The sequence below is a fragment of the Halomonas sp. QHL1 genome (genome assembly GCF_001882345.1).
Lineage (GTDB): Bacteria > Pseudomonadota > Gammaproteobacteria > Pseudomonadales > Halomonadaceae > Vreelandella.
In genome coordinates this window covers 3775566-3788025 of record NZ_MINL01000001.1, presented here as the reverse complement: position 1 = coordinate 3788025, position 12460 = coordinate 3775566, and the positions used below count along the sequence as shown (strand labels likewise).

10 protein-coding genes are annotated in these 12460 nt (G+C 54.0%); 9 read left to right on the top strand and 1 reads right to left on the bottom strand.

The window, feature by feature from the left end; genetic code table 11:
- Nucleotides 1–39: 39 nt before the first annotated feature.
- Nucleotides 40–1674 carry a murein L,D-transpeptidase gene (locus QHL1GM_RS17310; protein WP_071695582.1) on the bottom strand — a complete coding sequence of 545 codons (1635 nt, stop codon included), beginning with the start codon at nt 1672–1674 and terminating at the stop codon, nt 40–42.
- A 106-nt stretch (nt 1675–1780) separates the two neighbouring features.
- Between QHL1GM_RS17310 and QHL1GM_RS17305 the strand changes: the two genes are divergently transcribed.
- The 9 genes from QHL1GM_RS17305 (at nt 1781) to QHL1GM_RS17265 (ending at nt 12450) form a co-directional block, all read left to right on the top strand.
- Nucleotides 1781–2503, top strand: a complete 723-nt coding sequence (locus tag QHL1GM_RS17305) for a murein L,D-transpeptidase catalytic domain family protein (RefSeq protein ID WP_071695581.1) — start codon at nt 1781–1783, stop codon at nt 2501–2503.
- Nucleotides 2504–2623: 120 nt separating this feature from the next.
- Complete coding sequence (locus QHL1GM_RS17300) at nt 2624–3796, top strand: CZB domain-containing protein (RefSeq protein WP_254795328.1); 1173 nt, start codon at nt 2624–2626, stop codon at nt 3794–3796.
- 171 nt (nt 3797–3967) lie between these two features.
- Nucleotides 3968–4987: a patatin-like phospholipase family protein gene (locus QHL1GM_RS17295; protein ID WP_071695579.1), complete on the top strand. Its 1020-nt coding sequence runs from the start codon at nt 3968–3970 to the stop codon at nt 4985–4987.
- A 343-nt stretch (nt 4988–5330) separates the two neighbouring features.
- Entirely contained in the window at nt 5331–6683 is a 1353-nt protein-coding gene (locus QHL1GM_RS17290; protein WP_071695578.1) for a NarK family nitrate/nitrite MFS transporter, read from the top strand.
- 143 nt (nt 6684–6826) lie between these two features.
- The gene (locus QHL1GM_RS17285; protein ID WP_071695577.1) at nt 6827–8107 is read left to right on the top strand and encodes a nitrate regulatory protein; all 1281 of its coding nucleotides are present in this window, start codon (nt 6827–6829) and stop codon (nt 8105–8107) included.
- 130 nt (nt 8108–8237) lie between these two features.
- Entirely contained in the window at nt 8238–8924 is a 687-nt protein-coding gene (locus QHL1GM_RS17280) for an SDR family oxidoreductase (protein ID WP_071695576.1), read from the top strand.
- 137 nt (nt 8925–9061) lie between these two features.
- Nucleotides 9062–10054 carry an LLM class flavin-dependent oxidoreductase gene (locus tag QHL1GM_RS17275; RefSeq protein WP_071695575.1) on the top strand — a complete coding sequence of 331 codons (993 nt, stop codon included), beginning with the start codon at nt 9062–9064 and terminating at the stop codon, nt 10052–10054.
- A gap of 23 nt (nt 10055–10077) precedes the next feature.
- On the top strand, nt 10078–10572 hold the full coding sequence (locus tag QHL1GM_RS17270; protein WP_071695574.1) for a GNAT family N-acetyltransferase: 495 nt from the start codon (nt 10078–10080) through the stop codon (nt 10570–10572).
- A 222-nt stretch (nt 10573–10794) separates the two neighbouring features.
- Nucleotides 10795–12450 carry a diguanylate cyclase gene (locus QHL1GM_RS17265; protein ID WP_083571051.1) on the top strand — a complete coding sequence of 552 codons (1656 nt, stop codon included), beginning with the start codon at nt 10795–10797 and terminating at the stop codon, nt 12448–12450.
- Nucleotides 12451–12460 lie beyond the last annotated feature (10 nt).

Here is a 12460-nt window from a genome sequence, read left to right as displayed (position 1 = left end):
TTTGGCGGTGTTTTGCGTTGGCTTGCGCTATCTCAATACCTAGACCGAACGACGCAATGCCGCCAGTAGCGTTGCATCACGGCGGTAGATATCAGGCCTAAACTCCACTTCACCATCGGCATTCGGCCATGCGGTTAAATAATGCAGCGCAATCGGAATACGCTGGGACAAGCTCACATTGCGATCACTCCCCCCATTTAACAGCGAACTCATTTGGTAACGACTGCCGGTATCTTGCAGCAGCATTTGCGCCAGCTCAGCCACACCTTCAACCCGAATACAGCCTGAACTGAGTGCACGCTGATCGCGCTGGAATAAACCCTGTGCGGGGGTGTCGTGCAAATAGATCATGTCATCGTTGGGAAACCGCACCACGACGCGACCTAGCGGATTACCCGCACCCGCCACTTGGCGCAACATAACGCTGCCGGGGCGCTGCCAGTCGATCTCCTCTGCAGCAAGCAGTTCGCCCATGGTGCTAATCACCTGGATATTTTTACGCGCCAAGTAGTCGATATCGGCACGCACCTGGGGCAACACATCCTCGCGCATAATCGTCGGAGGGATTGTCCAGGAGGGGTTAATGGTTAAATGGCTGATCGTGGAGTGGATAATCGGCGTCTCGCGATGCGGCGTCCCTACCACCACACGGGCATCCCAGTGCTGGCCGTTCGGGCGCACGTAGTGCATCCGGTAGCCCGCAATATCGACCCATACCCGTGGCTCAGCAGACTGCATCGGACGGATCCACCGGGCACGCTCTAAATTGACCCGCAGCTGATCGATTCGCGACGCCACCGAGGTATTCAACGCCAGGCGAGTTTGTTCGCCCACCACGCCATCCTCCTGCAGCAAATGGCGGCGCTGGAAACGCCTCACAGCGGCTTCTAGCGGTGCATCAAAGGTGCGCCGATTAGCCGCCGCCTGCACTCTTATCATTGGATAAGCACTGCTGTCAGCCACCTGCAAATCAGCCTCTCCCCACAGCGCTAGACGTTGACGCAGCACGCTCACATCGTCGGCCTCATCGCCTGGGCGAAGCGACTCATCCCGCGCCGCTAGGTAGGGCGCGCTACCTAAGTTAGCCAACTGATAATGCTGCTTCAGGGCATTGCGCAACTGTTGATATTCGGCTGATGAGGGTCGGGCCAACGCGATAGCGTTATCAAGCGTACGGTCATCGACGGCATGCACAACGCGTAGCAGTGAGTAGCGACGCTCTGGGCGTTGCGCATCCCACTGGGGTTCGACATCACGCGGATTTACCTTGCCGCGCTCTACATGATCCAGCGCCAGCAGCAGCGACTGAGTCGCTTTAATATCAAACGATGCCTGAGCGACTTGATCGCTTGCCTGGCTGCGCTGAAACTCATCAATCAGCGTGTCAGCGTGGTAATCTTCGGGTGCTAAGCCGTCGGTTTCCAAGCTATTGAGTGCAGCGACCAATGACTCAACCGCCCTCGCTGACTGCCAGGCGGGTTGACCATCGCGCAGTTGATAAAACTCAGCAACGGGTAGCCGCTGCGCTTCCACGCTGCTTAATTGCTGGGCTAGTGCCTGTTGTAACGGCGCTGAGTCCGCATGCGCATAGCTAATGCCTAAAGGGCTGTGGGTAAGCGTGAGACATAGAGCGACCCCTATCGCCCATTGTCTTAGTGGCTGTATCTCGTTCATCGCCCTCTCCTTGCGTTACTATGGTCTTCCACATCGCCGACCCTGTTTTTTTATATTAGTCGGCTAATCTTCATAATGACTGATATTGCTCGTAGGATCGACTTTTATGGCTCTTCGTTTAAATGTTGCCACGTTATTATTTTCGCTACCTTTTACATTATTTACATTACCGCTACACGCTGCCAGTTTCTTCGCCCAAGTTGATTCAACGCCCCCTCGCGGCGTGCTGCCGTTACACCATCAGTTGCAGCAGCTCGCTCCCCAGGCTTCACCCGATGCGCTGCGTTTAGCCGCTCAAGCGCTTAACTGCGCCGAACCCAATGCCGAGCGCCTTGCGGTGATCGATTACTCCTTGCCGTCTACCGAACCACGCCTGTGGGTATTTGATTTGCGCCAGCATAAACTGCTCTTCGAAGAGCTTGTCTCTCACGGCCAAGGTTCCGGCGACGCCCAAGCAGAAACGTTTTCCAATACCCCCGATAGCCATCAATCCAGTATTGGCCTGTTTCGCACTATGAACAGCTACTATGGGCGCAACGGCTATTCACTGCGCCTGGAGGGCCTTGAACCCAACGTCAACGACTTGGCGTTTGAGCGCGCTATTGTGATCCACGGCGCTGACTATGTCAGCGACGCTTTCATCACCCAAACTGGGAGACTCGGACGCAGTCATGGCTGTCCGGCGGTAAGTGAAGACGTTACTTACCCGCTGATCGACAGCCTAAAAGAGGATCAGTATGTCTTCGCTTATTATCCCGATGCTGAGTGGCTTGCCACCTCAGCATTTCTAGGCTGCACAGCGGACGCCGCGCAGCTTGCACGGCGCTAATTTCGGGACATTTAGTCACGGTAAGCGTGAACAATTTCAGTCTTGCAGCTAGTCAGCGGATCAATTTCTTCATTTACGGCAATTAAATCAGGCGCACGGAGGAACCTTCAGCAATACTTTGTGACAAATCAACACAAGGTATTGCTATCTGCCGTAGGTGCCTTTGCCATGTTCACCTTTATGCACCCGTATCAAAAAATTCGCCGCCTGGAACAGGAAGTCGCCGATTTACGCGCTCAGCTTGACGCTGCTACGCCTTCTCCCAGTTGCCGCTTGTTAAGCCTGATGAAACCGGCACAATCTATCGGCATGCTACAAGCGAGGGGGGCAGATATGCTGGCTGCTCTAAATAGCGGCATTCAGGAATACGCCGACCAGCTTGCCGGTGAGCGCTCCACATTAACGGAAACGGCTAATTTAATCGCCGCAGCTGAACAAGCCGTCAATACCCTTGATCAGTGCTGCCTCGACACAGAGCATGCCGAAGCGTTGCCCCCGTTAGTGCTAGCCAAAACCTTACACGCCCTAAACCAATTGCAGGTCGCCCTCTCGCGGAATGCGGGCCATGCCCAAGCGTTAGCGGTTAGCACGGCGCTTGAAACAGCCCATAGCCAAGGCCTACTTGGCAGCGCTGAATCCTCTAGCCAGCAGTCTCCAGGGCTGGCAGCCATTGCCGATGATGTGCACCGCTTAGCGCTAAATATGCACCAATTTAGCCACCAGCTCAGCTTGCTGATGGATCAGGTTAATAGCCAAGTAAGAGAACACTCCCAAGCCGTGGTGAAAAAGCGTTTGGCCGACGACGAGATTGCCCATTCGGCGCAAACAGCCAAGCAGGCATTGCATCAACTTACTGATCAAACCCTGCATATGCACAAAGTGATTCATCACAGCGCCACTGCGGCATTTTTACACTCCGCTAAGCTTGATCATGCGGTGTGGAAATGTCGGCTTTATAAGCAGCTATTATCTGCCAACACAGATACCCCGCTAGAAGACCATCACCAATGTCGTTTAGGCCGCTGGCATCAGCAGGGTGAAGGCTACCAACGCTATGTTTGCACCGAGGCTTATCGAGCGCTGGCGGCACCGCATCGCCGCATGCACGAAAGCGGCGCTGAAGCGCTTAAATTTGCCCGCTTGGGCGACCGCAATGGGCAACTGGCCGCCTTAGGCGTGATGGAAGAAGCCAGCCAGCAGCTCGCCCTTCAACTGGACAACCTCATGGAGCACGCCATATTTGAGGCGCCATACTCACCTAGCCACCATTCACCGCTAGCGGGGGCACCTTAGAAAAAGAAAACGTCCCGCCTCTTTGTTGAAGCCAACCTGTAGGTTAGCCAGCACTTTGAGTGCTTTTCGTGGAGCTGCCCGCTAAATAGCCTTTCGTCTTCTCTAGCTGCCTATGCCATGCTGTTTTCACTGTAATCACACTCCTTATCAGTGAGCAACGGGAACAAGCATATGGCAAAGGTCAAAAAACTAGACCTCGCGTTACAAGGCGGCGGCGCTCACGGGGCTTATACATGGGGCGTCATTGACCGCCTTCTGGCAGATGATCGCATTGAAATCGAGGGTATCAGCGGCACCAGCGCCGGGGCGATGAATGGCGTTGTGATGGCCGATGCGCTAACAAGAGGCGATAAAGAGACCGCGCGGCAAGCGTTACACAATTTTTGGCAGGCGGTAAGCCGCGCGGGTATGGCCAGCCCCATCCGCCGCTCCCCTATGGATATATTGACCGGCAACTGGAGCCTGGATCACTCGCCCGGTTTTATGGCGATGGATCTGTTAAGCCGTGTGGCCTCTCCCTATCAACTCAACCCGCTCAACATTAATCCATTACGCGATATAGTGGCAGAACACATTGATTTCGATCGGGTGAGAAAATGCCATCAGCTCAAGCTGTTTGTGGCGGCCACTAACGTACGCACGGGAAAACAGCGCGTTTTTCATCGTGAAGAGATGAGCGTTGACGCTGTGATGGCCTCTGCCTGCTTACCCTTTATGTTCCAAGCGGTAGAGATCGACGGCGAAGCGTATTGGGATGGCGGCTATATGGGTAATCCGGCGCTGTTCCCGCTCATGGAGGAGTGCAGCGCGCGGGATATTCTGCTGATACAAATCAACCCAATCAGCCGCAATGAGGTTCCCACCACGGCGTCGGCCATTATGAACCGTCTCAACGAGATCACCTTTAACTCAGCACTGATTAAAGAGATCCGCATGATCGCCTTGCTTAAGCACGCGCTGGACGAGCAAGGCATTGAAAACTGCTACCAACAGGCTTTGTTCCACCGCATCAGCGGTGAACAGGCGCTAGAGGGGCTCTCTGTCTCCAGCAAATCCAATTCCGAGTGGGCTTTTCTATGCCATCTGTGTGACCAGGGCCAAGCGGCCGCTGAACGCTGGTTAAGCGAACACTTTGATGCTATCGGCAACCGCTCCACCCTTGATATAGATGCCGTCTACTTACATGAATAATGGGCTAAATGAACAACCCGCGCATTAAGCCCTGCTAGCACCAAGATGCTGCAAAATTGGCTATGCATGCCCAATCATGCAGCATAGCCCTCTCCTCTCATCGCTCGCATGCACAGCAAAAATAAACTAAGAAACTGATTTTTATCAACAAATAACCAACTGGCAAACTACCTGCATAACTCCTATCAGTGGTGGTAGGCGTGGACCAGGCCCAACTGGGTACGAGTGCGTCGAACCTGACCTTCAACGATGAAGGCATGTTCTCGTCAATTGTTTGCGTAACGCGCTAAATCGTTTGCGTTGCGTAACGACCAACTCGTTTTATGCCCCGTGAGGCCATCCCATGGACATACGCAACAAAGCCAACCGCATTCGGTTATTTAACTTCTCGACCCCCCAGATGCGCGCTTTCCACTTTTCATGGTTCGCGTTTCATATCTGCTTTTTCGGCTGGTTCGGCATCGCCCCTCTTATGGCGATTGTTCGTGAAGACCTTTCCCTGACGCAAACACAAATCGGCAATACGATTATTGCGTCAGTAGCGATCACCGTGATTGTGCGTCTTGCGATTGGCGTACTGTGCGATCGTATCGGCCCGCGTAAAACCTATACCGGGCTGCTCTTGTTAGGTGCTATTCCGGTAATGGGCATTGGCTTAGCCGATAGCTTTGAAACCTTTCTATTGGCGCGCTTAGCCATTGGGGCGATTGGCGCCTCCTTCGTTATTACCCAGTACCACACCTCTATGATGTTTGCCCCCAATGTGGTCGGCACCGCCAATGCTACCAGCGCAGGCTGGGGCAACTTGGGCGGCGGTACGACGCAAATTCTAATGCCGCTGATCTTTTCGGGCATGCTGATGCTGGGCGTTAACGAAGCCTTTGGCTGGCGTTTGGCGATGATGGTGCCTGGCGTAGTAATGTTCTTTACCGGTATTGGCTACTGGTTCTTCACCCAGGATGCACCCAACGGCAATTTCAGCGATCTGCGAGCACGCGGTGAATTGCCTGAAGCTTCAGGCGAAAATGGTGCCGCACAAAGCTTTCTAGCCGCCGCCAAGGATATTCGTGTTTGGGCGCTATTCGTTGTTTACGGTCTCTGTTTTGGTGTGGAACTGACGATCAACAATATCGCCGCTATCTACTTCTTCGATAAGTTTGATCTTACCCTGGCTACCGCGGGTCTGATTGCCGGTCTGTTTGGTTTGATGAATATTTTTGCGCGTACCCTGGGGGGCGTTTTCTCAGACCTTTTCGCCAAGCAAGGGGGTTTGAAAGGCCGCGTTCGCTGGCTGTTTATTGCCTTGGTTTGCGAAGGTATTGCACTAGTAGCGTTCTCGCAGATGCACGTATTAAGCCTCGCGATTGGCATCATGCTCGTGTTCAGCCTGTTTGTGCAAATGGCGGAAGGTGCTACCTACGGTGTTGTTCCGTTCATCAACAAAAAAGCCTTGGGAGCCGTCGCGGGCATTGTCGGCGCTGGCGGTAACGTGGGCGCGGTAGGCGCAGCGTTTTTGTTCCGTAGCGAAAGCCTGACCTATCAGCAAGGCCTATTCTATTTAGGCCTCACTGTACTGGTTCTGGCCTCCTGTGTGTTGCTGGTACGCTTTAGCGATGCTACTGAAGCTGAAGAGGCCAAAGCGTATAGCGATGCAGTAGGTGATGACGTAGGCGCAGGCGCTCTGTCGTTACGCTAAGCGCTTTCCAGTACACTTTTACATTCATACGTAAACTCAAACTCCCATACTTTCCTTTTCACTCCCATACGCCTCATCTGGGTATGGGAGAAAACGGTATGGGAGTGTTTACATTTAGGCGGCGAGTCACCAAGGAAATTTCTATGTCTTCAGCGCAGCAACTGCTCTTAACCGCCATCCGTTGCGATATCGACAATCTTTCCCACCTTGCGACCACCGCCGATATTGTTGGCGACATTAGCCGCTTTATTCATATGCTCCAGCGTGAACGAGGCGCATCGACGATTTACCTGGTTTCCCAGGGACAGCGCTTCAAAACACGCCGCGACACCTACCGGCAGCACAGCCAACAGGCCGAAATACTAATGCGCCATCGGCTGGAGGCACTCAGCGAGGAGGCCCGCCCTCAAGCTGCTGCGCGTTTACTGCGCCGGATTGCCGCCGTTTGGTACGCGCTGGACGAACTTGGCGCACTTCGCGAAGCCATTGATACCTTTGCCATCACGCCCGATGCAGCGACCCAGGCGTTTAACCAGTTGACCAGTGGGCTTCTGGCCATTGTGTTTGAGGCCGCCGACACCTCTATTGACCCCGATATTACCCGCACGTTAGTGGCGATTTTCCACTTGATGCAGGGCAAAGAGCTGGCTGGCCAGGAACGCGCCTGTGGCGCCTTTGGCTTTACCCATGGCCACTTCGATGAGCCCCACCGCGCCCTGCTCAACCAGCTAATGACGGATCAACAGCGCTGCTTCGACACCTTTGTAGAGTTTGCGACACCCGAAGCGCAGCAGGCATGGCAAAAGGAGCTTTCACCACGCACGCTGTCGGGTATTTGCCACCTGCGCGATATCGCCTGCCAGCGCTCGTCGGCAACGCAGTCACCGCAAAAAGATACACCGGATACGCTGGGTGAAACCTGGTACGAATTGACCACTCTGCGTATCGACTCCATGAAAATGGTGGAAGATGCGCTGATCTCACAGCTGAGCGTGCTTTGCCACCGCAAAATCGCCCAGGCAGAGGACGCTTTAGAAAAAACCAAGGCGGAGCCCTGTCGCCCTGCGCCCGCCCCTTGCGAACAGCTTTTGGCGCTGAATGGTTCGCAACCATTAGGCGACCTGACGGCCAACGCCCTCACCTCCCCATTAGGTCGCTCGCTGATTGAACTCACTCAAGCCCAGGCCAGCCGCTTACAGGGGCTTAGCGATGAGCTTGAAAATACCCGCAAAGCACTACGTGAACGAAAACTGATCGAACGCGCCAAGGGACTGATCATGGCGCACCAGGAGATGAGTGAAGAAGAGGCCTACCGCTTTCTGCGTAAAACCTCGATGGATCAAAGCAAGAGTATGGCAGATATGGCCCAAGCTATTCTTGATCTCTCCGCGATGCTAAAGCGTAAAGATGATGCTAAAACGTAAAGCAGGTGGGCTATCCCCTATTGGTAAATTAGCAAAGCCATAGCGGGCTGGTTAGACAATTATTTGCAGGATGCCGTCACCTTAGCCATGCTAAAAGCTTACTTGACTAACCAAGCAAGGAGCGCAACACATGCAAACTGGCGTGCTATTAATTACCGGCGCATCTAGCGGCATCGGTGCAGCCACCGCCCGAGCAGCCTCACGTGAAGGTTATAAACTGGTACTGGCCGCCCGTTCTAGTGACAAGCTCACCGCACTGGCGCAAGAGTTAGGGCCGGAAAATGTGCTGACCTGCGAGCTGGACGTGACCAACATGGAGCAGCAGCAGGCTATGGTTGAGCAGGCGCTGGAAACCTTTGGCCGTTTGGATGGCGTCTTTGCCAACGCTGGTCGTGGTGGTTCCCCCGGTGGCTTTAGCGAGGCTGACCACGACGCATGGCGTGAAATGATTCTGACCAATGTCTATGGCGTGGGCCTCACCATTCAAGCCTGCTTGCCCGCCCTTAAACGAAGCAAAGGCCACGTACTGTTAACCGGCTCTGCGGCAGGCCGTACGACTATCCCTGGGTCAATGTATAGCGCGACCAAGTGGGCGGTCACCGGCATTGGCTACAACTTACGTGAAGAGTTACGCGGCACCGGCATGCGTGTGACCCTAATTGAACCTGGAATGGTCGACACACCCTTTTTTGATGAACCGCCAACGCATGCCTTAGAAGATCGCGATATCGCCAATGCGGTGATTTATGCCCTTGCGCAGCCTGCCCATGTAGATGTGAATGAAATTCTTATTCGCCCCACACCGCCGCTTGAGTGAGGCTTAGCATTACCTCGATAAAAACCTAAGCAGGTAACACCTTGCAATTCATCTGCACTGGCCGCATAACGTGTAATTACCAAGCGCGCTAAGTAATTTTTCACTCTACGCGCCCACGCTTTTTTTGCAGGTGACCCATGAGCCAACTCGCTTCCACGGCACTTTCCGTTCTCGACTTGGCGCCTATTCGCCAGGGCGGCAGTGCCGCAGAGACCTTTAACGATAGCGTCGCGCTGGCGCAATTAACCGAACGTCTCGGCTATACCCGTTACTGGCTAGCCGAGCACCACAATATTGCTGGCATTGCCAGCGCGGCAACCGCTGTTCTGATTGGCCACATAGCCGGGCAAACGTCCACCATCCGCGTGGGCAGCGGTGGGATTATGCTACCTAACCATCCACCGCTGGTGATTGCCGAACAGTTCGGCACCCTGGAAACGCTTTACCCTGGCCGCATTGACCTAGGCCTAGGTCGCGCACCAGGCTCGGATGGCGCCACCATGCAGGCAATGCGTCGCAACGCCCATGCAGGGGTCGATGATTTTCCGCAACTACTTAACGAGCTGCGCAGCTACTTAGCCGATGCAGAGCCCCAGCAGCGTGTCAAAGCGGTTCCTGGCCAAGGCACCCATGTACCTATCTGGTTGCTGGGTTCCAGCGGCTACAGCGCTCAGCTGGCGGCCAAACTGGGCTTGCCGTTTGCGTTTGCCGCGCAGTTTGCACCGGGCTATTTATTCGAGGCCCTGCGCTTATATCGTGACAATTTCCGCCCCTCGGAACACCTTGATAAGCCCCATGCCATGGTTGGATTACCCGTGATGGCCGCAGAGAGCGATGCGATGGCCCACTACCTGGCCACGACCGCGCAGCAGAAATTTTTAAATCTGATTCGAGGTAAACCGACTCAGTCACAGCCACCGGTTGAGCAGCTCGATTGGTCGCCGGTTGAACAGGCCCAAGTCAGCCAGTTTTTAGGCGCGGCGATTATTGGCGGGCCAGAGACGGTGAAAGCGGAGCTTGAAGAGTTCCAAGCCCGCACTGGTGCCGATGAGCTTATGATTAATAGCGATTTTTATAATCATGCTGACCGTCTGCGCAGCTACGAGATTGTGGCAGAGGTTGCTCGGTAAGCGCATCTCATTACAGGATACTTATGACCACACTCGCTTTCTCTTTGATGATGGATGACGACTTTGCTGCTTTCTGGCCCACTTTCCAAGCCATTGTCGCAGCGCAAGAGACCTATGCGTTTGATCCAGATATCCGTTTTGAAGCTGCCCGTCAGCTATGGTGTAAAGCGCCCAACGCCAGTGTGGTTGCCAAAGATGAAAATGGCCAAGTGCTGGGCGCTTACTACCTAAAAACCAATGCGGCAGGCCCCGGAGACCATATATGTAACTGTGGTTATATGGTGAGCCCTGCCGCACGGGGTAAAGGCGTAGCGCGTGCCATGTGCGAGCATTCCCAACAGCGAGCACGGGAACTTGGGTTCCTAGCCATGCAGTACAACGCCGTGGTGTCCACCAATGAAGTGGCCGTCGCGTTATGGCAGAAGCTGGGGTTTAGTATTGTGGGTACCGTTCCTAACGCTTACCGCCACGCGCGCCTGGGTTTTGTCGATACTTATGTCATGTATAAAGCGCTTTAACAGCGATTCACTCTTATCCATCTAAAAAACTGCCCAGCGCCACACCAGATTGGGAAGAATTTTAACGCATACTTTCGGGCCAGCTAAGCTGGCCTTTTTCTATTGAATTTCCGCTACAGTTAATCAAAATTAACAACTAGTTAAATGCAAAAGCCTTCAGAATAAGGTACTTTTCCCACCTAATGACAATTAAGTAACTCCCCTGCTCGGTGATGGCTAATTATGTCTGTTCAAGCCTGGATGTTCTCTCGCTTCTCGCTACGCTCGCGCTTTATCGCTTTGATTGCCGCGCTGGTGTTTGCCACGACCCTGCTACTTGGCTGGGTGGCGTCGCGAGAATCAGCGCAGCAAATGGAAGCCAGCATCGGAAATACCGCCTCAGAAGCAGCCTACCAAATGGTAGATAAGCTGGATCGGAGCATGGACGCACGCATTAAAGAGGTAAAGCTGCTGCTAGGTATGCAGGCGCTTACTAATGACACGAGCACTAGTGTTCTACGGGAACAGTTAGAGCACTTGCAAGACAACTACAACGTTGTGTCGTGGATTGGCTTTACCGACCCAGAAGGAACTGTTCAAGCCGCTACTGGAGGAATTTTAGAAGGCGTTTCAATAGCACAACGCCCGGTATTTATTGAAGGACGCGAGGCGCTCTGGGTAGGCGATGTCCACGAGGCAGTGCTACTCGCACAGCTATTGCCTAACCCCAGCGGCGAAGAGCTTAAGTTTGTCGATATAGCGACCCCGGTGTATGACCGCAATGAGGAATTACAGGGCGTTCTGGCGGTACACCTGAGCTGGGAGTGGGCCGAATATATTCAGCAATCCATGTTTTCACCCGCCAAGCAACGACAAGATAACGAGATACTTCTGCTTTCAGCCAATGGCACCGTGCTGTTAGGGCCAGAGGCGCTAATGGGGAAATCGTTAGACAGCCTTGAACACCTACCTACCCCCACCAATACATCGCCACAATGGGCCATTGAAACCTGGCCCAATGGCGAACAATATGTCACCGGCTACGCCCGGAGCAGCGGCTTTGAAGACTTCCCTGGGTTGGGGTGGATAGCGATTACCCGTAACCCCATCGCGTCTGCCTTTGCCCCCGTGGAGCAGCTTCAGGCAGCCATTATGGGCATAGGCATTCTACTGGCGCTGATCTTTGCAATGATTGGTTGGATGATTGCATCACGCATGGTGGCTCCTCTCACCCGCTTAGCCCGTGCTGCCGATCAGATACAGGATGGCGAACACGCCGACCGTATTCCTGAGGAAAGTGGCTCTCCAGAAATGAAGCGCCTATCTACCTCTATGCGTAACATGGTCAGTCGGCTATGGGATCAACGCCAAACGATCAACCGCTTGGAGGGTTTAGCCAATACCGACCCGCTCACGGGCCTACCCAATCGCGCGTTTCTAAACCAATACCTGCAGCTCGCCATTCCAGAAGCTGAAAGGAACAAACAGAGCATGGCAGTGATGTACATCGATCTGGATGGCTTTAAACAGGTCAATGATGAACTGGGCCACCATGCGGGGGATCTGCTGCTCATTGAGATCACCCAGCGCCTGAAAAACGCCCTGCGCAGTGGCGATGTAGTGGCGCGCCTGGGTGGCGACGAGTTCGTAATGGTGCTTAAAACCAAACAAGAGCACCTGGAAATGCTTACCCATGAGGTTAGCAGGCGTTTACTTACCGCTATCGCCCAACCTATTTTATTACCCGAAAATAAGCGCGCCCACGTGGGCTGTAGTTTGGGCTCCGCTTGGTGGCCGCACCACGGCCTGCATATTGATACCGTGCTACAGCTGGCAGATAGCGCCCTGTATGCGGCTAAAAGCAAAGGTAAACACCAGCTAGTGATTCACAGACCTTAGCTGTTAATTT